Origin of the sequence: Flavobacterium sp., assembly GCF_044361015.1 — a bacterium.
Taxonomy (GTDB): Bacteria; Bacteroidota; Bacteroidia; order Flavobacteriales; family Flavobacteriaceae; genus Flavobacterium.
Genome location: NZ_JBIKJL010000009.1, coordinates 1 through 22872, shown reverse-complemented (window position 1 = coordinate 22872; position 22872 = coordinate 1). Strand labels below are relative to the sequence as shown.

At 32.2% G+C, this 22872-nt stretch carries 27 protein-coding genes and 1 tRNA gene; 10 read left to right on the top strand and 18 right to left on the bottom strand.

What is annotated here, in order from left to right; genetic code table 11:
* Positions 1 to 4 precede the first annotated feature (4 nt).
* The 4 genes from lptB to ACIQ2Z_RS04345 form a co-directional block, all read right to left on the bottom strand.
* On the bottom strand, positions 5 to 745 hold the full coding sequence (gene lptB, locus ACIQ2Z_RS04360; RefSeq protein ID WP_396182939.1) for an LPS export ABC transporter ATP-binding protein: 741 nt from the start codon (positions 743 to 745) through the stop codon (positions 5 to 7).
* Positions 746 to 850: 105 nt separating this feature from the next.
* Complete coding sequence (locus ACIQ2Z_RS04355; protein ID WP_396182938.1) at positions 851 to 1198, bottom strand: carboxymuconolactone decarboxylase family protein; 348 nt, start codon at positions 1196 to 1198, stop codon at positions 851 to 853.
* Positions 1199 to 1201: 3 nt separating this feature from the next.
* Complete coding sequence (tatC, locus tag ACIQ2Z_RS04350) at positions 1202 to 2041, bottom strand: twin-arginine translocase subunit TatC (RefSeq protein WP_396182937.1); 840 nt, start codon at positions 2039 to 2041, stop codon at positions 1202 to 1204.
* Complete coding sequence (locus ACIQ2Z_RS04345; RefSeq protein ID WP_396182936.1) at positions 2041 to 3006, bottom strand: SIS domain-containing protein; 966 nt, start codon at positions 3004 to 3006, stop codon at positions 2041 to 2043. The genes tatC and ACIQ2Z_RS04345 overlap by 1 nt, the downstream gene beginning before the upstream one ends.
* Positions 3007 to 3091: 85 nt before the next feature.
* Between ACIQ2Z_RS04345 and recQ the strand changes: the two genes are divergently transcribed.
* On the top strand, positions 3092 to 5287 hold the full coding sequence (recQ, locus tag ACIQ2Z_RS04340; RefSeq protein WP_396182935.1) for a DNA helicase RecQ: 2196 nt from the start codon (positions 3092 to 3094) through the stop codon (positions 5285 to 5287).
* Between the two features lie 49 nt (positions 5288 to 5336).
* On the opposite strand, the gene ACIQ2Z_RS04335 is transcribed toward recQ, so the two are convergent.
* The gene (locus ACIQ2Z_RS04335; protein WP_396182934.1) at positions 5337 to 5579 is read right to left on the bottom strand and encodes a hypothetical protein; all 243 of its coding nucleotides are present in this window, start codon (positions 5577 to 5579) and stop codon (positions 5337 to 5339) included.
* 136 nt (positions 5580 to 5715) lie between these two features.
* Here ACIQ2Z_RS04335 and ACIQ2Z_RS04330 point away from each other — a divergent pair, with 136 nt between their 5' ends.
* From ACIQ2Z_RS04330 to ACIQ2Z_RS04295, 8 genes are all read left to right on the top strand, one after another.
* Positions 5716 to 7245 carry a T9SS type A sorting domain-containing protein gene (locus tag ACIQ2Z_RS04330; protein ID WP_396182933.1) on the top strand — a complete coding sequence of 510 codons (1530 nt, stop codon included), beginning with the start codon at positions 5716 to 5718 and terminating at the stop codon, positions 7243 to 7245.
* Positions 7246 to 7340: 95 nt separating this feature from the next.
* Entirely contained in the window at positions 7341 to 8906 is a 1566-nt protein-coding gene (locus ACIQ2Z_RS04325) for an NAD(P)/FAD-dependent oxidoreductase (RefSeq protein WP_396182932.1), read from the top strand.
* An 89-nt stretch (positions 8907 to 8995) separates the two neighbouring features.
* Positions 8996 to 9523, top strand: a complete 528-nt coding sequence (gene idi / locus ACIQ2Z_RS04320; RefSeq protein ID WP_396182931.1) for an isopentenyl-diphosphate Delta-isomerase — start codon at positions 8996 to 8998, stop codon at positions 9521 to 9523.
* A gap of 30 nt (positions 9524 to 9553) precedes the next feature.
* Positions 9554 to 9964 (top strand): 6-pyruvoyl trahydropterin synthase family protein, encoded by a 411-nt coding sequence (locus ACIQ2Z_RS04315; protein WP_396182930.1) that lies wholly within the window; start codon positions 9554 to 9556, stop codon positions 9962 to 9964.
* A gap of 1 nt (position 9965) precedes the next feature.
* Entirely contained in the window at positions 9966 to 10421 is a 456-nt protein-coding gene (locus ACIQ2Z_RS04310; protein ID WP_396182929.1) for a peroxiredoxin, read from the top strand.
* Positions 10422 to 10482: 61 nt separating this feature from the next.
* Positions 10483 to 11448 carry a type I phosphomannose isomerase catalytic subunit gene (locus ACIQ2Z_RS04305; RefSeq protein ID WP_396182928.1) on the top strand — a complete coding sequence of 322 codons (966 nt, stop codon included), beginning with the start codon at positions 10483 to 10485 and terminating at the stop codon, positions 11446 to 11448.
* A 70-nt stretch (positions 11449 to 11518) separates the two neighbouring features.
* A complete protein-coding gene (locus ACIQ2Z_RS04300) occupies positions 11519 to 11785 on the top strand; it encodes a hypothetical protein (protein WP_396182927.1) in 267 nt (88 codons plus the stop codon).
* A gap of 79 nt (positions 11786 to 11864) precedes the next feature.
* Positions 11865 to 11938 (top strand) — tRNA-Thr (locus ACIQ2Z_RS04295).
* A 236-nt stretch (positions 11939 to 12174) separates the two neighbouring features.
* Here ACIQ2Z_RS04295 and ACIQ2Z_RS04290 read toward each other — a convergent pair.
* The 13 genes from ACIQ2Z_RS04290 to ACIQ2Z_RS04230 form a co-directional block, all read right to left on the bottom strand.
* The gene (locus ACIQ2Z_RS04290; RefSeq protein WP_396182926.1) at positions 12175 to 12903 is read right to left on the bottom strand and encodes a DUF4369 domain-containing protein; all 729 of its coding nucleotides are present in this window, start codon (positions 12901 to 12903) and stop codon (positions 12175 to 12177) included.
* Between the two features lie 140 nt (positions 12904 to 13043).
* Positions 13044 to 14903 (bottom strand): peptidase M61, encoded by a 1860-nt coding sequence (locus ACIQ2Z_RS04285; RefSeq protein ID WP_396182925.1) that lies wholly within the window; start codon positions 14901 to 14903, stop codon positions 13044 to 13046.
* A gap of 109 nt (positions 14904 to 15012) precedes the next feature.
* Positions 15013 to 16410, bottom strand: coding sequence for an alpha/beta hydrolase family protein (locus tag ACIQ2Z_RS04280; RefSeq protein ID WP_396182924.1), 1398 nt, complete (start codon positions 16408 to 16410; stop codon positions 15013 to 15015).
* Between the two features lie 11 nt (positions 16411 to 16421).
* Positions 16422 to 17000 (bottom strand): hypothetical protein, encoded by a 579-nt coding sequence (locus ACIQ2Z_RS04275; RefSeq protein ID WP_396182923.1) that lies wholly within the window; start codon positions 16998 to 17000, stop codon positions 16422 to 16424.
* Positions 17001 to 17011: 11 nt separating this feature from the next.
* Complete coding sequence (locus ACIQ2Z_RS04270; RefSeq protein WP_396182922.1) at positions 17012 to 17491, bottom strand: hypothetical protein; 480 nt, start codon at positions 17489 to 17491, stop codon at positions 17012 to 17014.
* The gene (locus ACIQ2Z_RS04265) at positions 17484 to 17771 is read right to left on the bottom strand and encodes a DUF2089 family protein (protein WP_396182921.1); all 288 of its coding nucleotides are present in this window, start codon (positions 17769 to 17771) and stop codon (positions 17484 to 17486) included. Before ACIQ2Z_RS04265 ends, ACIQ2Z_RS04270 begins: the two co-directional genes overlap by 8 nt.
* Before the next feature lie 126 nt (positions 17772 to 17897).
* The gene (locus ACIQ2Z_RS04260) at positions 17898 to 18185 is read right to left on the bottom strand and encodes a TIGR03643 family protein (protein WP_396182920.1); all 288 of its coding nucleotides are present in this window, start codon (positions 18183 to 18185) and stop codon (positions 17898 to 17900) included.
* Positions 18186 to 18252: 67 nt separating this feature from the next.
* Positions 18253 to 18525, bottom strand: coding sequence for a TIGR03643 family protein (locus ACIQ2Z_RS04255; protein ID WP_396182919.1), 273 nt, complete (start codon positions 18523 to 18525; stop codon positions 18253 to 18255).
* Between the two features lie 102 nt (positions 18526 to 18627).
* Complete coding sequence (locus tag ACIQ2Z_RS04250; protein WP_396182918.1) at positions 18628 to 19452, bottom strand: sterol desaturase family protein; 825 nt, start codon at positions 19450 to 19452, stop codon at positions 18628 to 18630.
* A 47-nt stretch (positions 19453 to 19499) separates the two neighbouring features.
* Positions 19500 to 20102 (bottom strand): alpha-ketoglutarate-dependent dioxygenase AlkB family protein, encoded by a 603-nt coding sequence (locus tag ACIQ2Z_RS04245; protein WP_396182917.1) that lies wholly within the window; start codon positions 20100 to 20102, stop codon positions 19500 to 19502.
* 64 nt (positions 20103 to 20166) lie between these two features.
* The gene (gene aqpZ / locus ACIQ2Z_RS04240; protein WP_396182916.1) at positions 20167 to 20874 is read right to left on the bottom strand and encodes an aquaporin Z; all 708 of its coding nucleotides are present in this window, start codon (positions 20872 to 20874) and stop codon (positions 20167 to 20169) included.
* A 65-nt stretch (positions 20875 to 20939) separates the two neighbouring features.
* Positions 20940 to 21251 (bottom strand): DoxX family protein, encoded by a 312-nt coding sequence (locus tag ACIQ2Z_RS04235; RefSeq protein ID WP_396182915.1) that lies wholly within the window; start codon positions 21249 to 21251, stop codon positions 20940 to 20942.
* Positions 21252 to 21335: 84 nt separating this feature from the next.
* A complete protein-coding gene (locus ACIQ2Z_RS04230; RefSeq protein WP_396182914.1) occupies positions 21336 to 22232 on the bottom strand; it encodes an EamA family transporter in 897 nt (298 codons plus the stop codon).
* Positions 22233 to 22430: 198 nt separating this feature from the next.
* On the opposite strand from ACIQ2Z_RS04230, the gene ACIQ2Z_RS04225 reads away from it, so the two are divergent.
* Positions 22431 to 22872 (top strand): transposase (locus tag ACIQ2Z_RS04225; protein ID WP_396182913.1); only part of this gene is annotated, 442 nt, incomplete at its 3' end.

Here is a 22872-nt window from a genome sequence, read left to right as displayed (position 1 = left end):
AATTTTAAAATTCCAACTTTTTTTTACGTAATTCAAAATTCTGTCCTAAATATACTTTTCTAACCATTTCATCAGCAGCAAGTTCTTCTGGATTACCGGCTTTTAAGATGCCGCCCTCAAACATTAGATAAGTTTTGTCCGTAATTGCCAACGTTTCTTGAACATTATGATCGGTAATCAGTATACCGATGTTTTTATTTTTTAATTGTGCGACAATGCGTTGGATATCCTCTACTGCAACAGGGTCAACTCCGGCAAAAGGTTCATCTAATAAGATGAATTTTGGGTCAGTTGCTAACGCTCTTGCAATTTCAGTTCTTCTGCGTTCACCACCTGATAATAGGTCACCTCTATTCGTTCTAATGTGTTGCAATCCAAATTCATCAATCAAACTTTCCATTTTTGCTTCCTGTTCAGCTTTGGATAGTTTGGTTAACTGTAAAACGCTTAAAATGTTGTCTTCGATGCTTAATTTTCTAAAAACGGATGCTTCTTGAGCTAAATACCCAATTCCATTTTGAGCTCTTTTGTACATTGGAAAGGCGGTGATTTCTAAATCGTCAAGAAATATTTTACCACTATTGGGTTTAACTAAACCAACAATCATGTAAAAAGAAGTAGTTTTCCCAGCACCATTTGGGCCTAATAAACCCACAATTTCTCCTTGGTTTACCTCTACAGAAACGCCTTTCACAACACTTCTTCCTTTGTATGTTTTAACAATATTTTCGGCTCTTAATTTCATTTTAATAGTTGCTGGGTACCTAAGTTATTGAAGTTCTGAGATTATATTTTAGTGCAAATAAACAAATTTTGTAGGTTGATTAGCTTAAATTAACAATAGATTATCTTATTTATGATTTTCTAAAGCTTCCCAAAATTCGTAAGCTCTACGTAAATGTGGAATAACAATTGTGCCTCCAACCAAGGTAGCAATTCCCATTGCTTCCATCATTTCTTCACGAGTTATTCCATGTTTATAACTAGTTTCTAAATGGTATTTGATGCAATCGTCACAGCGTAAAACGGCCGAAGCGACTAAGCCTAATAATTCTTTTGTTTTTACATCTAGTATTCCTTCAGCATAAGCATTGGTATCTAAATTAAAAATACGTTTGATAATTAAGTTATTATCAGTAAGTAGTTTTTCGTTCATTTTGGAACGATAATCATTAAATTCTTGGACTATATCTGACATAGATTAGCTATTAATTTTTTTTGATTCTTTCAATTCTTTCAATTCTTTTCTAGTGACAAGAGAGCTAATCAAAATGCTAAATTCATAGAGTATCATAATGGGAATAGCAACAATCACTTGACTAATAACATCAGGTGGAGTAATTACGGCAGAAACTATTAATACAATTACCAAAGCATATTTTCTGTATTTTTTTAAAAATTCAGGAGTAACTAAGCCCATTTTGGACAAAAAGTAAATTATAATAGGTAATTCAAATAAAACACCACAAGCAATCACAGATGTTTTAATCATACTGGTATAAGATTCTAAATTGAATTCATTTACAATTTCAGTACTGGTAGAGAAAGAGCCAAAAAAGTATACAGAAAGTGGGGTAATAATAAAATAGCCAAATAGTACTCCTATGAAAAAAAGGAAAGAAGATATGATTACAAAAGCTCCTGCATATTTTTTTTCTTTAGAATAAAGAGCAGGACTTATAAATTTCCAAACTTCCCACAATATAAAAGGAAAACCTACTACAAATCCAACCGTTATAGATACCCATATTAATAAAGATACTTGTCCACCCATGTCAGTATTCTGAATAATAAATGGCATTTCAACATTGCAAATATCAGAATCTGTAAAACCAAAGAATTGGGTCACTTTACAAAAAAAACGATAAGTTATAAAGTCCGGATCTTTAGGACCGAATAGAATATCAGTAAAAATAAAATCACTGAAGAAAAAAGCGATAATAGCAAGGACCAAGATGATTGAAACACTTCGAACTAACATCCACCTTAATTCTTCAAGATGGTCTAGAAATGACATTTCTTTGGTGTTTTTATCCGCCATTATACAATTCCTTCTTTTAAAATATCATGTAAATGGATAACGCCTTTATAAATAGAGTCATCGCTCACAATGAGTTGTGTGATTGAAAAATCTTCCATGATGTTTAGTGCTTTCACCACCATATCATCAGATTCAATCATTTTTGGATTTACGGTCATTATGTCCCTCGCTGTAATGCCTTTGATTGTTTCTGTTTTACTTAGCATTCTTCGAATATCGCCGTCGGTAATGATACCAATAATTTTATCATTTTCTATTACAGCAGTAACACCTAATCTTTTTTCAGAAATTTCAAAAATAACAATTTGAATAGTTGCATCTGCTCGAACCATTGGTTTTCTGGAATCCTCCAAGATATCTTTAACCCGAAGTAATAATTTTTTGCCTAAAGCTCCGCCAGGGTGATATTTGGCAAAATCTTCACTTTTAAAATTTCTTATTTCCATTAGACAAACTGCTAAACAATCACCCATTACTAATTGTGCTGTTGTACTGTTTGTTGGTGCTAAATTATTCGGACAAGCTTCTTTTTCAACAGTAGTATCTATAACATAAGTTGAATTTTTAGCTAAAAAGGAGGATAGGTTCCCGGTCATAGCAATTAAAGTGTTACCAAAACGATTTAAAATGGGAACTAAAATTTTTATTTCAGGACTATTGCCACTTTTTGAAATACAAATTATGATATCGTTGGGTTGTACCATACCTAAATCACCGTGAACAGCTTCTGACGCATGTAAAAATAAAGAGGGTGTACCGGTAGAATTTAAAGTAGCTACAATTTTTTGTGCAATAATGGCACTTTTCCCAATTCCGGTTACAATCAAACGCCCTTTTGATTCATAAATCAACCGCACGCAATCAGCTAAGTCATCTGTCAGTAATTCAGAGAGTTTTGAAATGGCTTTACTTTCTGATAGAATGGTTTCTTTAGCGATTGCTAAAATTTTTTCTTTTGTTATCAAAACGGAATAGATATAAAATTTGTATGAATAAAAGAAAGTTGTATCTTTATGAATGCAAATTTAATTAAAATACCATTACATAAGAATGAATCCCAACGAAATTGATATTCACAAGGAATTAAAAAAGTATTTTGGTTTCGATTATTTTAAAGGCTTACAAGATCAAGTCATAAAAAGTATTTTGAATAAAGAAAATACTTTTGTTATAATGCCAACTGGTGGTGGTAAATCGTTGTGCTACCAACTGCCTGCTTTAATTCAGGACGGAACTGCAATTGTGGTTTCTCCTTTGATTGCTTTGATGAAGAACCAAGTTGATGCCATCAGAAGCGTTTCTTCGGAAGATGGTATAGCACACGTATTGAATTCTTCGTTAACCAAAACAGAAATAAATCAAGTTAAAAAAGATATTGTTTCAGGAATTACCAAATTATTATATGTTGCTCCCGAATCTTTAGCAAAAGAAGAGTATGTGGATTTTCTAAAATCGGTTCCAATTTCATTTATAGCCATTGATGAAGCTCATTGTATTTCAGAATGGGGACATGACTTTCGACCTGAATATAGAAACCTAAAAAATATTATTAAACATCTGGGAAATGTACCGGTCATTGGATTAACTGCGACTGCTACTCCAAAAGTGCAAGAAGATATTCTTAAAAATCTGGATATGTCTAATGCTACAACCTATAAAGCATCGTTCAATCGTCCTAATTTATTTTATGAAATACGCCCAAAAACAAAAAATATAGAATCGGATATTATCAAATTTATAAAACATAATAAAGGTAAGTCAGGTATTATCTATTGTTTAAGCAGAAAAAAGGTGGAAGAAATTGCCCAAGTTCTACAAGTTAACGGAATCAGTGTCGTTCCTTATCATGCGGGATTAGATGCTAAGACCAGAGCCAAGCATCAAGATATGTTTTTGATGGAAGATGTCGAAGTGGTTGTAGCTACAATTGCTTTTGGTATGGGAATTGACAAGCCGGATGTTCGTTTTGTAATTCACCATGATATTCCTAAATCATTGGAAAGTTACTATCAAGAAACAGGTCGTGCAGGTCGTGATGGAGGTGAAGGGCATTGTATGGCTTATTATTCTTATAAAGATGTTGAAAAACTTGAAAAATTCATGTCGGGAAAACCCGTTGCTGAGCAAGAAATAGGTTTTGCTTTGTTACAAGAAGTTGTTGCTTATGCCGAAACTTCGATGTCCAGACGTAAATTTTTATTACATTATTTTGGGGAAGAATTCGACAATGAAACCGGAGAAGGTGGTGACATGGATGACAATGTACGCAGTCCTAAAGCGAAAGCAGAAGCGAAAGCAGATGTGGTAAAAGTGCTTAAGGTTGTTCGGGATACAAAACATTTATATAAATCGAAAGAAATCGTATTTACCTTAATGGGTAAAATAAATGCCGTAATTAAAGCACATAGAACCGATACGCAAGACCTTTTTGGTTGCGGTAGTGATCATGATGAACGGTATTGGATGGCTTTGATACGTCAAGTATTAGTGGCAGGATTGTTATATAAAGATATCGAAACATATGGAATTTTAAAACTTTCAAAAGAAGGAGCAGAGTATATTAAAAATCCAAGTTCCTTTATGATGACTGAAGATCATGAATACAGTGAAGTAGAAGATGATGCAATTGTAGCTGCATCTAAATCTACCGGCACCGCAGATGAGGCCTTAATGGTTATATTGAAAGATTTACGTAAAAAAGAAGCAAAAAAAATGAGTGTGCCTCCTTTTGTAGTTTTTCAAGATCCTTCCTTAGAAGACATGGCATTGAAATACCCAATTTCAATTGATGAATTGAGTAATGTGCATGGTGTGGGAGAAGGAAAAGCAAAAAAATACGGAAAACCTTTTATCGAATTAATTGCTCGCTATGTCGAAGAGAATGACATTATTCGTCCAGATGATTTAATTGTTAAATCAACCGGAGCTAATTCGGCTAACAAATTATATATTATACAGAATATTGACAGGAAATTATCTTTAGAAGATATTGCTAAAGCTAAAGGATTGACTATGGATAATTTGTTGAAAGAGATGGAACAGATAGTTTATTCCGGAACGAAATTAAATATTAAGTACTGGGTTGATGAAATTTTGGATGATGACCAACAAGAAGAAATTCACGAGTATTTTATGGATTCTCAAACCGATAAAATAGAAGATGCTCTCAAAGAATTTGATGGTGAATATGATATTGAAGAATTGCGTTTAATGCGTATTAAATTTATTAGCGAAGTAGCAAATTAGTGTTCAGTAATCAGTTTTTAGTGGGCAGTTACTGAACACTAAAAACTGCTTACTGCTCACTAAAAATTTCCCCTCGATGAGGTTTTAAAGCATCTCTTACTGCTAACATGTTTTCATCGGAAACAACAATAAATGCGATGGAATACATTTCATTGTATATTTCAAAACCGGTAATATTTATAGATAATTTTTCAGTAGTGATAAATTCCTTTAAGTGAATTTCATGGTGTTCCGCAGTTTTGGAGGAAGCAGGGCCTCTGAAATCCCAAATCAATTTTATCCTTCTTGACATCTTTTTTTTAGCAAAAGTAAATTCATTTCTATTACATTAATAATTCTTTCAACTATTATTTTTATTACTTTTTAAACATTAGTTAGAAAAACATGAAAAATTAAAACTTTTTTTTACATTTGAAAAAAAAAATCATATGAAAAACAATTACTTAACAAAAATTCACCTTCTTTTTTTATTTGTTATTAACCTCGGTTTTTCACAAACAAACTATACCGTTTCTGCAATTCCACATCAGATTTATACTTCAACTGCTACACCAATTACTACAAGCGATGATTTGCACTCTGGAGTAATTCCAATTGGTTTTGATTTTAATTATTTCGGAAATAATTTTAATCAATTGACTATCAGTACAAATGGTTATGTCAGTTTTAATTTAAATTTAGCAAGCACTTTCAGTGAGTGGAGTTTAAATGCTCAAATTTCTCAACTTAACATAAAGAACTCAATTTTTGCAAGTTATCACGATTTGTATAATTCAAATCAAACAGGTTCTATAACTTACTCGTTAGTTGGTTATGCACCATATAGAAAATTTGTTGTCTTGTTCGAAAATCAACCACATTTTTCCTGTTCGCAGTTAAAAAGCACATTTCAATTGATATTATATGAAACATTTAACTTCATCGATGTACAAATTGTTGACAAACCGGTTTGTTCTGCTTGGAATGGTGGAAACGCTTTAATTGGTATAATAAATGAAAGTGGTAGTATTTCCTTCACTCCTCCCGGAAGAAATACAGGAGTCTGGACAGCATCAAATGAAGGATGGCGATTTGCAAGACCAAATGTAAGTTCAGTATATTATTACACGGTTTGTGATAATGATTTAGATGGATTTGAATCGTTTAATTTGGACTTAATCAAAGAAGCTATCGATTCTAATTTACCGCAGAATGTAACAATTCATGAAACATTATCAGATGCAACAACGGGAGTAAATGCTTTGTCTGGAACAAATTATATTAACATAAATCCAAACAATCAAACACTTTATGCCGTTGGTGGCGGTACGATAACAGAAGTTGAAATTTCAGTTGTTAATTGTGCAAATGATTATGATTCAGATTCTGTTTCTACCGAATTAGAAGATGTAAATGGTGATGGAAATTTAGCTAATGACGATACTGATGGTGATGGAATTCCTGATTTTCTAGATAATGATGATGATGGAGATATGGTTTTAACCGAATTTGAATATGTTTTTGATTCCGGAAGAAGTTCAGATGACATAACTAATGTTGATACAGATTTAGACGGAATTCCCAATTATCTTGATAATGATGATGACGGAGATGGCATATTAACCATTGATGAAGATTACAACGGAAATAATAACCCGATGGATGATGACACAAACTCTAACGGAATTGCTGACTTTTTAGAAGAAAGTGTAGCATTGAGTTTAACAGATGTATCGGAGTTAAAAAGAGCAATATCCATTTACCCAAATCCGGCAAATAATGTAATTAACATCAATAATTTAAGTACTTTTTCAATTGATAATTTTAAAATATTTACGATTAATGGTAGTCTAATCAAAGAATTGAAAAATTCTGATTCCTATCAAAATATAGATGTGAGTCAACTACAATCCGGAGTATATTTTATCTACATTGAAGTAAATAATCAAAAACTAAATTATAAGTTCATTAAAAATTAGTTTTTTTTAAAATCTTGTTCTAAAAGGTTTGGCAATTGCTGAACCTTTTTTTATGCGGTACAAATTAAAAAAATTACTTTTGCAAAAAGATAACCATGCCCAAAGAACTTCTCATTCAAGTAGTACCCGAAGTTGCCGCCAATGATTTTTTATTAAAAGATCATGTGGCGAAGATGATTCGTATTACGCTATCAGAAGTTCAGCATATTTCGATTTTAAAACGTTCAATTGATGCTCGTCAGAAAGCTATTAAAATCAATTTGAAGTTGATTGTTTTTTTTCAAGGAGAACCTTTTTCTGAACAAAAAATCGAATTACCCCATTATCCAAATGTAGCCAATCAAAAAGAAGTTATCATTATTGGGGCAGGTCCGGCAGGGCTTTTTGCAGCTCTTCAACTTATAGAATTAGGCTTAAAACCTATTGTTATTGAACGTGGGAAAGATGTTCGCGGTCGCCGCCGAGATTTAAAAGCCATTAATGTAGACCATATTGTGAATGAAGATTCCAATTATTGTTTTGGCGAAGGCGGAGCAGGAACTTATTCCGATGGAAAATTATACACCCGATCCAAAAAAAGAGGTGATGTCGATAGAATTCTACAATTATTAGTAGGTTTCGGAGCTTCTCCATATATTTTAATAGAAGCTCATCCACACATTGGAACCAATAAATTACCACAAATTATTCAAGATATTCGTGAAAAAATCATCGAATGCGGCGGACAAGTTTTGTTTGAAACCCGTGTGACGGATTTTATTGTCAAAAACAATGAAATGCAAGGAATTGTAACCCAAAATGGAGAATCAATTTCGGCTAACAAAGTCATTTTAGCCACCGGACATTCCGCTCGTGATATTTTTGAATTACTAGAAAGAAAAAAAATTCTGATCGAAGCCAAACCTTTTGCCTTAGGGGTTCGTGCAGAACATCCACAGGAATTGATTGATTCGATTCAGTATAGTTGCGATTTTCGAGGTGACTATTTACCACCGGCTCCCTATTCAATCGTTAAGCAAGTGAATGGTCGTGGGATGTATTCGTTTTGTATGTGTCCGGGTGGCGTAATTGCTCCGTGTGCTACCAGTCCGGGTGAAGTGGTTACCAACGGTTGGTCGCCTTCCAAAAGAGACCAAGCTACTGCCAATTCCGGTATTGTAGTAGAATTAAAATTGGAAGATTTTAAACCTTTTGCCAAATTTGGAGCCTTAGCCGGAATGGAATTTCAAAAATCCATCGAACAAAAAGCGTGGCATTTAGCTGGACAGACACAGAAAGTTCCTGCACAACGCATGATTGATTTTACGCAAAATAAAATTTCTACTTCGATTCCTAAAACATCCTATGTTCCGGGAACAACTTCGGTTGAAATGGGACAGGTTTTTCCCGGATTTTTAGCCCAAATCATGCGAGAAGGTTTTTTGCAATTCGGTAAATCAATGAAAGGATATTTAACTAACGAAGCCATTTTGCATGCACCGGAAAGTCGAACATCATCACCGGTTCGAATTCCCAGAGATACTCAAACCTTAGAACATCTTCAAATTAAAGGACTCTATCCTTGTGGAGAAGGAGCAGGATTTGCCGGAGGAATTGTTTCTGCTGCTATTGACGGCGAAAAATGTGCGGTGAAAATTAAGGAGAGTTTACATATCTTATAGACTTCAACACCCGTTAAATTTTTCACAAAACCATATAAATCGAAATAAAAACGAACTTTTTCATACCTTTGAAGAGCTATAAAAGTGCTATGAAAGAAGAAAAAGTAATTTTAGTCAATCAGAAAGATGAACCAATTGGTTTGATGAATAAATTGGAAGCTCATGAAAAAGCGGTTTTGCACCGTGCCTTTTCTGTTTTTATTTTAAATGATAAAAACGAAGTCATGCTTCAACAACGAGCTCATCAAAAATACCATTCTCCATTATTGTGGACAAACACATGTTGTAGTCATCAACGGGAAGGTGAAACCAACATTCAAGCAGGGACGAGACGGTTGAGTGAGGAAATGGGTTTTTCTGCCGAATTGAAGGAGTTGTTTCATTTTATTTATAAAGCTCCTTTTGATAATGGTTTGACAGAGCATGAATTAGATCATGTGATGATTGGATATTACAATAACAAACCAATAATTAATCCTGATGAAGTGGAAGATTGGAAATGGATGAGTATTGAAGCCATTAAAGAAGACATGCAAATTCACCCGGACATTTATACCGTTTGGTTTAAAATTATTTTTGACGAGTTTTATCATTATTTAGAAGAGCACAAACTATAACCTTTTACCAATTACTTTTAACCATTTGCCATGAAAGTTACTGTTTCCAGAAAAGCTCATTTTAACGCAGCTCATCGATTGTATCGTAAAGATTGGACGATGGAAAAAAACGATTTGGTTTTTGGTAAGTGTAATAATCCAAATTTTCACGGACATAACTATGAATTAATTGTCAGTGTAACCGGAGAAATTGACACGGAAACAGGTTTTGTCTTGGACGTAAAGATTTTATCCGATTTAATTAAAGAGCATATTGAAGAGGCTTTTGACCATAAAAATCTAAATGTAGATGTACCTGATTTTTTTGATTTGAATCCAACAGCTGAAAATATTGCCGTTGTAATTTGGAATAAATTGCGACATCAAATAAAAAATGAATTAGAATTGGAAGTTGTTTTGTATGAAACACCACGCAATTTTGTAACCTATAAAGGAAACTAAAATGGCACTGAAAGTTGGAGACAAAATTCCTCGGTTTACCGCAAAAGATACAAACGGAAATATTTTTGACAGTTCAATAGTATTGAATAAAAAACCGGTAGTAATTTATTTTTATCCAAAAGACGATACACCGGGTTGTACAACGCAAGCTTGTTCGTTTAGAGATCAATATGAAGATTTTACTTATTTAGGTGCTGAAGTAATAGGAGTCAGCAGTGATTCAATCGCTTCTCATCAAAAGTTTGTTTCGAAGTACAAGCTTCCTTTTATTTTATTATCGGATGAAGATAAAAATATCAGAAAACTTTTTGGTGTACCAACCGCTTTATTTGGACTTCTTCCGGGACGTGTAACTTATGTAGCAGATGAAAATGGAATTATACTATTGATTTTCGACAATTTATCGGCTAAAATTCACATTGAAAAAGCACTTGAGATGCTTAAAAAAATAGTATAAGTGTTTGATAAGAAGATAGTATCAAATCAATTGCTTATTTTTGACCTTTGCAAGAAAAAAAATGACCACACCACTTTATCCTTTTACTTTTGAGCCCATTTTTAAAGAACGCATTTGGGGAGGAACAAAACTACACGATTATTTGAACAAACCCATTTCTTCTGAAATTACGGGAGAAAGCTGGGAATTATCAACGGTTCCAAATGATGTAAGTGTTATCAATAATGGCATTTTAAAAGGGAAAAATCTAAATGAATTAATAGATCAATTTCCGGAAGAAATTTTAGGAAAAGAAGTTTATAGCAGATTTGGAAAACAATTTCCTTTGTTATTCAAATACCTAGATGCTCGGGAAGATTTGTCGATTCAATTGCATCCAAATGATGAATTGGCCAAAGCCAGACACAATTCTTTTGGAAAAACGGAAATGTGGTATGTGATGCAAGCTGATAAGGGTGCTCGTTTGATTATTGGATTTAAAGAAGAAACTAATCAAGCTGACTATTTAAGCCACTTAAACAATAAAACTTTACTCAATATATTAAATGAAATTCCAGTTAAAAAGGGTGATGTTTTTTTGTTAGAAACCGGAACTGTTCATGCTATTGGTGGTGGAATTTTATTAGCAGAAATTCAACAAACTAGTGATATTACTTACCGAGTTTATGATTGGGACAGGGTAGATTCCAACGGAAAAGGGCGTGAATTACATACGGATTTGGCTTTAGAAGCAATCAACTTTCAAATAGTATCAACAAAAAAAGAATATTCGGTAATTGAAAACAAAAAGATTTCAGTTCTTGATTGTCCTTATTTTAAAACAAATATTATTGAACTCAACGGAGAAATTCCAATTCATAAAAGCAAAGATGCATTTACTGTATTGATGTGTACTGATGGAAATTTTGAGTTATGTTTAAATGATGAAAAGTACTTTTACAAAGCAGGTAATACCGTTTTAATATCGGCTGTTCTAACATCATTTTTATTAAAGGGAAAAGCAACATTATTAGAAATTACTGTTTAGGAAACGAAACCAATTTATTTAATTCTAATTTTTTACGTACTTTTGCACCGCAATTAAAATATATATAAAAATGGCAAGTATTAAAAATTTGAAGAAAGACATCAATTTTGTGATGGGAGATATTATTGAGGCGGTTTATATCCACGAAATGACAACTACTGGAAAACCAACTGAGAAATCAAATGCGTTGATTGATGAAGCTATTGCAACTTTTGACACGTTAATTTCTAAAGTAAACAACAAAAAAGTTGAAAGTCGTAAAGCTCATTTAAAACAAGTAGAAAAAGATTTGGAATCAGCTGCGATTCAATTGGTTCAAAAAGTGAACGCACTTTAATCCAATTTTTTGATAAAAAAAGTGCCTTTTTGTTTTGGAATATTCAATTTCAAAATTATATTTGCACTCAGATTGAGACGCCGATGTAGCTCAGCTGGCTAGAGCAGCTGATTTGTAATCAGCAGGTCGTGGGTTCGAGTCCCTCTATCGGCTCTATTTTTTGAAAGGATAACTTAACGGTTATCCTTTTTTTGTGAAATTCGGTACGAGAAGTTTATCCCGATTTTTATACGGAAGGCCCTCTATCGGCTCAATTTTAAGGACAACTTTTACTGTTGTCCTTTTTTTTTGAAATAGTTTGAACCTAAAGATAAGTTAATTTGATAGTATGGAAGTTGCTTTAAATGTATTTAAAAAAACCATAAGTTTTAATCTTATGGTTTTTAGTTTTATTGTTGTTCTTCCTTTTTTCTTTTTTCAATAAATTCGGTCAGTAATTTTCCATATTTAGACTGAGCTACTTTGGGCGACATTGAATGATGAATGGTATCTAAATATTTAATTTGGGCATCATAAATCTCAGACAAAGCAATATAAGGACTCACTTCAAATTCTTTTTGAGTTAAAGCAAAGTTTATAGCATATAAATATTTGCGTTTAAGTAATTGTTCTTTTGCTTTTTGAATACTGTCTAGTTGAACAAGATTGTAGTTTTTTTGAGCATTTATTTCTTTTTCTATCAATCCTAATTGTTGATTTGAAAAACGAGCATTTATTTTTTTGAAATTCAAATAGAGGTCATTATTTTTTGAACCTTTTACAACAGCATCTGCATAAAACGTTTCTAAATTGGTTTCTAATGAAAGTTCTCCGGGTTCAGCAAAAACTACTAAATTATTGTCTAAGGAGTTTGTTTGACCTCTGTCTAAAAAGAAATATAACATTTCCGGCGAATCAATTGTCAAATAGCTGTCGAAAGATGATTTTCCATTGAAAATTATAGAATCAATCACAACTAAACTGGTGTCTTTTAGTTGTTGTATGAATAATTTTCCTTGCTTGATTCCATTTATGTTTCCTGAAATATGTAGGTTATAGTCTTTTTTATTTTCTTTCTCACAGGCTACAAATAAAAGAAGTATGGTAAAAAGTAGGGCTATTTTAGTAATGAATTTCATTTGTTTATATGTCTTTTGAATTTGGTTGCAAAATAGGGATTTTTTGAAAAACTGAAGTTCTTTTTTAGAGGATAGTTTTAAAAATTAAAAATCCCTGAATGATTACTTTCAGGGATTTTTATCTTTTGATATCTTTTGATTTAACCTTTTAGCCAAGCTTCACGAATTGTTTTTTTGGCATCGTCTGTAGCTTGATATCCATCTACTTCATCCATTGGAATTTGTACTGTTCCTTTTAAGGTAATTTCTTTATCTTCTCTTTTTATTTTAAAAGTAATCGGGTCATTTTCTTGCCATGACATGCTTCCAATAATCATATCATAAATGTTGTCTAAATTATATGCTGTATCATCAACGGCAAGAATAATATCTCCGCCTTGTAATCCTAGCGATTTCATAAAACTATTTAACTCAATTCCCGGTAGAACAATAATTTCTTTGGTCGAAGGATTTACGGTGATATAGGGTGTTTGACCTTTTAGAAAAACATTTCCCGGAATTTGGATTTTAGTTTGGGTAACACCCATTTTGCCAAAAAATTCATCATAAGGAAGCGGTGTAGAACCTGCTACATAAGTTGTTAAAAATGTTCGAATCTCAGGATAGGTCAGAGAAACAATTTTATCAAACAATTCGCTGTCATCAAATGGTTTAGCATCACCAAATTCTTTAGATAATTTTTGCATCAAATCAAGAATTCCTCTTTCCCCATTTGAGCTCTCCCGTAATTGAATATCCAAACACATTCCAATTAAAGCTCCTTTTTCATAAACATTTAAGTAAGCATCTTTATATTGTTTTTTTAGAACCTCTGCACTCATTTTAGTGAATGGCATGGTTTCATCATAGCGTTTAGAATTAGTAATTTTACCAGCCATTCTTTCATAAAAATCATCTTCTGAAATTAGTCCTTGGTTCACTTGAAATAAATTGGCAAAATATTCTGTAATCCCTTCATACATCCATAAATGCTGTGACATTTTTGGAGTGTTGAAATCAAAATAATGAATCTCTTTAGAATGTACACTCAAAGGCGTAACAATATGAAAAAATTCATGCGAAACCACATCAACTAAACTTTGTTCTAATTGTTCTGCCGGCATTGCTTCAGGAAAAACAACAGTTGTTGAGGTATTGTGTTCCAAAGCACCATATCCTTTAGCATCCGATGTTTCATAATCTGATAAATAAAGTAAAATGGCATATTTTTTTGTGCTATTTACCTTTCCTAAAAATTTCTTTTGGGCTTTCATCATTTTTTCCATCGTTGGTTTCAAATCTTCCGCTTTGAATGTTCCTTTAGGTGAATAAACACTTAAAATAATTTCCATATCATCCACCATAAATGTGGTGTAATTTGGCTTATTATACATAATTGGATGATCTACCAATTCAGCATATCTTGAAGCTGTAAATACATCACTACTTTCACTCTTATCCAAATCAATCATTGCAGTAGCTCCAAATAAATTGGTAGGTTTTGTGATTGATAACCGATAAGGAAGTTCTTTCAAGTCTATGAAGTAACCTACGAAAGCATGCGTGTTGATAACAAAATTGAGTCCTTCTGCAATGTTAGTTCCTGCCGGTGAAAATATATCCCCTTTTCCAAACTCAGAACCTGATTCGGAATCATAGGTATCATTTACTAAATAAGTAACTTTTGCTAATGATTTAGCTTCTTTTATTACCCATGAATTTTCATCCATTTTAGCTATCACAAGTTCTTTTCCTTTAGCATCATAGGCTTTGAAATTGTCAATATAACGTCCGTAATCATCTTCGGAATAGGTTCCGGGAACTATTTTAGGAAGATAGAAAGTAGTTTCATTGGTTTTTATTTTTGGTGGAATGATGGTAACCGCTACTCTGTCATTGTTAATATTGACTAAGTCAATAGAAACCTGAACTTCGTTGGTTTTGTTTTGAGCGGTTGCAATGGAAAGGTTTAACAGTAAAAATGTATTGGTAACGACTATCGATAAAAATGATTTTTTCATGAAATAATTATATAATTGATAATAAGTTGTAATAGTTCTTATTTTGTTACAAATAACAACAAAAAACGCTTTTATTCAAAGCGTTTAACTGTTAAGTGTTTGATAAAGTTTATTTAGTTTGTAATAGAATCCAATCTTTTATATCTGTTAATACAGTAGGAGAAAAGGTTTGTTCAATTGTTCCGTATTCTTCAACTGCACCGGTTTCACATTCTTGAAATAAGTGATTTAAATTAGGGTATACTTTAAGGGTAACTTTTTTATTTCCACCTTTTGATAACGAATTTTTAATGCCTTCTGTATTTGCTTTAGAGGGAACTTGTAAATCCTTTTCTCCATTTAAAGCCAGAACAGGACATTTTACTTTTTCTAAATAGAGACTTGGATTAAATTTCATAAAACTTCGATACCAAGGAGAGCTTAATTGTTCGATTTGTTGAGCAATCATTTGCTTTTTATCAGATTCGCTAAGTTGTTCTAATTGGGAGTTTTCATTTGTTGTTTTTTCCAGAATGGTGACTAATTCCTTTTTAACCGTTTCATCATCAGCATCACTTTTTACGATTGTGTAAATAGATTGATTTATTTTTCTGGTTTCACTTAGTTGTTCTTCCGTCATACCGGCAACTTTTCCAATTTGATAGGCTTGATCCAATAAAAGCTCCATACACGGAATTCCGGGACCGGCTAACAATATGATAAAATCGATAGTTTTATCTTTTGAAGCAACAATAGGGGCAATCATACCACCTTCGCTATGCCCTATTAATCCAATTTTTTTAGAATCAACTCCTGATTTTGTTTTTAAAAATGTGACTGCAGCTTCAACATCTGTAGCAAAATCATAAGAAGTGGCAAGTGAACGATCACCCTGAGATTTTGAAACGCCTCTGTCGTCAAAGCGAAGCACTCCAATGCCATTTTTAGTTAAGTAATCGGCAATCACCCAGAAAGATTTATGTCCAAAAATTTCTGAATTACGGTCTTGTGGTCCACTTCCTGAAATCAATACCACTACCGGATAAGGTTTGTTGTTTTGAGGATATGTTAAGGTTCCTGCCAAAGTTATTTTGTCTTTTTTATTTTCAAAAGTTACTTCTTCAATTCCATAATCAAATTTACCTTTTGGTTCTTGTGGTCGATTTAATTTGGTTTCTTCCATTTTCTCCCGGGACAGATTTAATGGAAAGTTTTGGCCGTTTTGAGAAAAAGTACCTTCAAAAACAGTTTCAGCATTTAATTTTCCCGTATAAGAAAATCCGGCTGCGTCAAACGTAATTTTTAAAAGATTATCTTGAAAAGTAACGGATGATAAGGGAATGCCATTTGCATTTTGTTGCGGAACACTAATGGTTCCGGAATAGTTGTTTTCATTTTTGGAAATTGTAAAACTTAGTCTTAATTCGGATCCCGTGACACTTATTTTTCCATACCATTCACCGGTAATATCTTGAGAAAATGATGCTATTGAATAAAAAAGGACAACTAATAAACTGATTTTTTTCATTTTTATAAAGATTAATTAAAAGTGGTAATTATATATTTTGAAACAATTTCTACTACAAGAATGGTAAAAATAAATAGTATAATGTTTTTAATTCCTTTAGCATTTGTCGCTACTTTAAAACCATTCCATAAAAGCACGGAAAACCAAATCAAAGTAAATATAGCTACAAAGCTGAATAGCATTAACAGTATTATGTCCGGAGTTGAAATAGCATTAAAACTTCCAGCTACCATAATGTCATAAGTACGATTACTCACGTCATACATTACATTGTTGAAATTAAAAAAAGGTAATATATAAAAAGGAATTCGGGCAATTAAAGAAGCGTTTAATACATCTACAAAACGCGTTTTCGAATTGATTAATTTCCCGGTCATAAACAATAGCGTAGTTAATAGGACAGTATTAAAAAAATTATCGAGAACTACTTCAAAAAAAGTGACTGATTCTAATAAATGAAAATCAATTATACCGTCAAAGCGACCATTGAAAGAGTAGCCTAAAAAGGAACCAATTAAGGTCATTACTAATCCAAAAATTAAAAGTTGACGTTCTGAGTAAAGTTCAAAAGGATTATATAATTGTTTCATTATTTAGTCAATTACTTTATAATTGTTTCTACTATTTTTTTTAATTCTTCCGGTTTTTGGGTGCCAATTAAAAGATTTTTTCGGTTTAAAAAATGCAATTCTAAGCCCATATTTCCGGCTACATTAAATGCCTTTCCGTTTCTGCCGTATCGAACACCCCAACCTCCATAATCAAAAATTGGACTATATTTGATTACATCCATTTGACTTATTTCTGAAAAAAAATATTTTCTTTCTTTCCAATGAAAAGGGAAGAAACGTATTGAAATATAGTCTTTTGTAATGATTGTTTCAAGGGTTAAAAAATAAAAAACTAAGATAAAAATCCCAAAAAATATAAAATAGAAACTAAGAAATAAAATTGATATTTTATTGTTTTCAAATTCATTTAACAATAAATATCCGCCTGTTAGATTTGTTCCAATAATGATTGTCCAAACCCACCATTGTGTGAATTTTTGATTTTCCTGAAATAATAGTTTGTCATTCATTGACTAATTTATTTTGCGTTTTTTTAATTTTTTCTATCATGTCATCCAGTTTATTTCGAACAGTTGGATAACTATTGCCCATTTGAATGGCCATTTCTTTTAAACTTCCACTAGAAAGAAAAAACTGCAGTATAAAATTTTGTTCTTCTTCCGAAAGTTTCAATAGTAATGGTAAAGAAAAGTTTCCGGAAACTTGTGTTTGACAAGTTTCACAAGTTAATTGTGAAACAGAGAGGGAACTTTCACAACTCGGACAGTGGATAGGTAGTTTAGGCTTCATTTTAAACAAAGTTTATTCAAAAGTAAATAATGTTTAAATAAATATCAATATAATTTAAGTTTATTTTAATTTTTGAATAAAAAAAGCATTCCGAGAGAAGAATGCTATGTGTTTATTGAATATATTTTATCGTTTGGATATCTTGTTGTGCGTAATTTGACGTTGGAGTGAACATTTGAAGCGATCAATGCCATTTACTCTTTTCTTAGCATGTTTGGTAGCTCTTCCTTGTACACGTTCCCGCCACATTTTAAAACTCGAAGCCTTCATTTCTGTTCGCATGAGTTCAATGGTTTGCTGTTCAGAAATTCCAAACTGAAAAGTGATGGCTTCAAAAGGGGTGCGATCTTCCCAAGCCATTTCTATTATTCGGTCTATTTGCACCGCTGTAAAATATTTTGGAAGTAGAGACATTTTTAATCAAAAAGCAAATAACGTCAGAAAATAAAAAAACTCTTGGTGAACAAAAGTTAAAATATACTTAATCAAATTTATTTTTGATATAGTATTTGCTGTCTAAATCATCAAAATCATCAATAATTGGTTTTGGTTTAGGTTTACTAGCCGTAACTTTCTTTTTCCAAAGTTCAAAATCATCTTTTGAAAGTCGTTTTCTCATGATTTCAGTAACTTCGTTTTCGGAAATTCCAAATTCAACCTTAATTACTTCGAAAGGTTTTTTTTCCTCTTGAGCCATACTGATAACGCGTTCAACTTGTTCGTTATCCAGTTCCACTCTTTTACTTTTTTTCATTAGTTCAAAAGCACAATTAATATTTAATTTAAAGTTTCAAATTCTAAACCAATATTAGTAAAAAAATAAATTACTTTTTCAAACTACACTTATTTTTTTAAATTAAAGTTTAGGAGCTCTGTATTTTTGAAATGGTATTTTTAACAAATTGACTAGTTGGTTGTTCTCTTCCGGTTTCATATGGGTATCAACGCCATAAATAATTTTTTCTCTATCTAAATATGAAAACGTTCCAAATAGTCTATCCCAAACAGAAAATATATTTCCATAATTACTGTCTGTGTAAGGTAATTTATAGTGATGGTGCACTTTGTGCATATCGGGTGATATAATAAAATAACTTAACAATTTATCAATTTTTTTAGGAAGTGGAATATTGGCATGATTAAATTGTGAAAAAAATACAGAAAGTGATTGGTATAAAAAAACCATCCACATCGGGCTTCCTACTATTAAAACACCAATAACAGTAAAGATGAAACGAATGATGCTTTCTCCTGGATGATGTCGATTGGCCGAAGTAGTGTCAATCCATGTATCGGTGTGATGAATTAAATGAAAACGCCATAAAAAAGTTACTTTATGTTCAATCAAATGAACCAAATAGGCTGCAATCAAATCGAGTAAAAGTAAACCAACAATGGTGTAAACCCATATATTCATTTGCGGCAGCCATTGTAGAATTCCGAAATTTTGTTGTACGGCAAAATCGGCTGCTAATAACAAAATAAAAGCCATCAGAAAATTGATGATTATAGTGGTTATCGTGAAGAAAATATTTATTCCTGCATGTTCAATTTTATTGTATTGAAATTTGAATAATGGATAAGCGTTTTCAATTAGCAAAAAAAGGGTAATACCTCCAACTAGAATGAGACCTCTGTGAAGTGAGGAAATGCTTTCAAAATAATCAATGATAGTTTGCATTTATTTTTTTTACTAATTTAAATAATATTTTGATTTAATTTTAGCGATTATCTTATAATTCTAAAAGTTAGATTAATTCTAGTGCCAATTGGTTTTGATGTTTTCGGAATTTGATGTTTCCAAAAATGTTGTGTTTCACCTTTCATAATTAACAGGCTACCGTGTTCTAACGTAATTTTTTGTTTACACTCTTTAATTTCATTATGTTGTAAATGAAAAACTCTTTCTGCCCCAAAACTAATTGAGGCAATTATTGGATTTCGACCTAGTTCTTTTTCATTATCTGCATGCCATCCATTACTGTCTTTACCGTCACGATATTGATTTAGTAAAACTGTTGTGAAATTTTCAGGACAAATTTCTTCCACTTCATTTTTGATAAACATTAGCAAAGGATTCCATTTATGAGGTTGCATTACGATATTAGAATAAGAATATTTTTTACCAGCATTTCCATATAAAGAGGTCAATCGAGGTTGAGGATATGTTTGACCAAAAACAGTAATATTGTCTTGTTGCCAAGGAATTTCATTTTTTAATTTTTGAAATAATTCATTAGATTTTTCTACTGAAAATAAATTTGGATAATACTCGATTTCAGCGTCGGGTAGATCAAATACAATTTTTTCTTTTGGAAATAATGAATTCATTTGGTAAAAATAAAAAAAGCGATGGAAAACTCCATCGCTTAAGGTAAATTAAGAAGTAAAATTATTATTCTTCATTTTTTTGTAACACATTTTTATAAATAAATCCGGCAACAATTGCTCCTAAAATTGGGGCAAGCCAGAAAAGCCATAGTTGACTCAAAGGTTCTCCTCCTACAAAAATAGCCTGGGAAGTAGAACGAGCCGGATTAACAGATGTATTTGTAATAGGAATACTGATTAGATGAATTAACGTTAAACCTAAACCGATTGCAATTCCTGCAAATTTACCGTTAGCAAATTTATCAGTAGCTCCAAGTATTATCAATAAGAAAAACATTGTCAATATGAATTCTGCTACAAAAGCTGTTGTCATCGAATAGCCTGAAGGGGAAAAAGCACCATAACCATTGGATGCAAAAGCACCAGCTTGGGTGTTGTCAATACCAACAAAGTTATCTTGACCGTTCATAATAAAGTAAAGCGTTGCAGCTGCGGCAAGAGCTCCTATGCATTGAGAAATGATATAAGGTAAAAGTTCTTTGGCGTCAAAACGTCCGCCAGCCCAAAGTCCAAATGAAACAGCCGGGTTAAAATGACCACCTGAAATATGCCCAACACCATAAGCCATCGTTAGTACGGTTAAACCGAAAGCTAACGAAACTCCGGCAAACCCGATTCCTAAATCGGGAATTCCTGCAGCAAATAGTGCACTTCCGCAACCTCCAAAAACCAACCAATAAGTTCCAAAAAATTCTGCAAATAGTTTTTTCATAAAATTGTAGTTTAATTAATATTTAGTGTAGTCATAAGCCCAAAAAATCAAAGCAAATTGTAAAGTTAAACGTAATATTCTAATCCATTTTGGTAATCCCAATATCCATTTTCATTCTTATACATATTTAGATTTGTCGGAAATAGTGCCAGTAATAATATGATTATTCCCCAAGACGCAAAAGGGCTGAATTCTGGAATACATAGTAAGAATCCCAATAAAATCTCCGCAATTCCTGAAGTGTAATTCAATAATTTGGGATTTGAAAAATAGGGAGGAATTATTTTTAAAAAAAATTTCGGATTTCGAAAATCACTAAATACGGCGGCTATTATATCTGTAGCTGACATAAGGTACAAATGCCAAGGTAAATTCATAAATGAATTGCTTTGTTTAATACGAATTTATAAAAAAAATGTTAATAAAAAGTAGAACAGTAAAATATTTTTTCGAAATAAGCATTAAATCTTTCTTATCAAATTGATATTCATGACAACAATCGCAAGAATGATAAGAATAATTCCAAACCATTGCAAACCATTTATTTTTTCACTTAAAAGGAAATAAGCCATAAGAACTGAAACCGGTAATTCTAGCGAGGATACAATACTTCCAAGTCCAATGCCTGTCAAAGGAAAACCGGAATTTAATAGCACTGGTGGAATAATAGTGCCAAAAAGAGCAACAATAATTCCCCATTTTAAAAAGATTTCAAAATTAAACGGGGTTGATTGTGTTACTATTGAAAAGAGAAAAACGATGATTGCTCCCCCTAGGAGCATGTATAGACTTCGTTGTGCAGAGGTAATTTCTGTGGCCACGCGATTGGCTGTAAACATGGTAGTCGTAAAGGAGGCAGCTGCTAAAATTCCCCAAAATAATCCACGCCAATCTAAAGCAATTTCATTTTGAATTAAATTTGTTGCTAAAATTGTTCCAATTAATACAATGAAAACAGCCATTATTTTTTGAATCGAAGGTAGTTTTTTATCTAAAATCATTTCTAATAATACCCCCATCCAAACGGTTTGCATGAGTAAGACAATAGCAATGGAAACATCGATGTATTTCACACTTAAGTAATAGAAAACACTTGTCATGCCTAAAGAAGTTCCTGCCAACATTAAATGAAAAATATTTTTCCTGGTTGCTTTAAAAGCTATGTTTTTATTTTTAACTAGTTGGAAAGAGTTGATAAGAAGCACACCAATGATTCCATATACAAATTGAGCTGTAGTGACTTCAGCAGTTGTGAAATTCTCGTCATAAGCTAATTTAACAAACGTAGCCAACATGCCATAACTTGTCGCTCCAAGGGCAACTAAGAAAACTCCTTTCAGTACTCGATTTCCGAACATATTTGATTTTTAAAAAGCGGGCAAAGATAGGGAAAAGTTACGAGTTGCGGGTTGAGAGTTTCAAGTTTAATTTTTTTTGTATTGTCAATACTATTTATCGTGAGTTCGATATAAAAAATCAAAAAAAAGTATTAAAAAAACGAATTATTTAGTATATTTATAGTGCTGAAATACAAACATTTAACTAAATAATCCGCTATGCTTTCAAGATATAAAATTACAGAAATTTTTGTTTCCGTTGACGATTTTTGTCAAGAATTTGAACCAATGTTGAATTCCAAGCGCATAGGTAAGGCAAAAATTAGGAATACACCCAGCAAACTTTCTATGTCTGAAGTAATGACTATACAAATTATTTTCCATCATTCTGGTTTCAGAACCTTCAAAGATTTTTACTTAGGATACGTTTGTATTCATTTGAATGATTTGTTTCCAAAAACAGTCAGTTACAATCGCATGACAGATCTTAACTCTAAAAGTATGTTGCATCTTTTTGCCTATCTAAAAAGTTTTGGATTAGGAGATTGCACAGGGATAAGTTTTATTGATTCGACTCCCTTAAGGGTTTGTGATAATCGACGAATTCATCAACATAAAACCTTCAAAGGAATAGCACAACGAGGTCAATGTTCACTTGGTT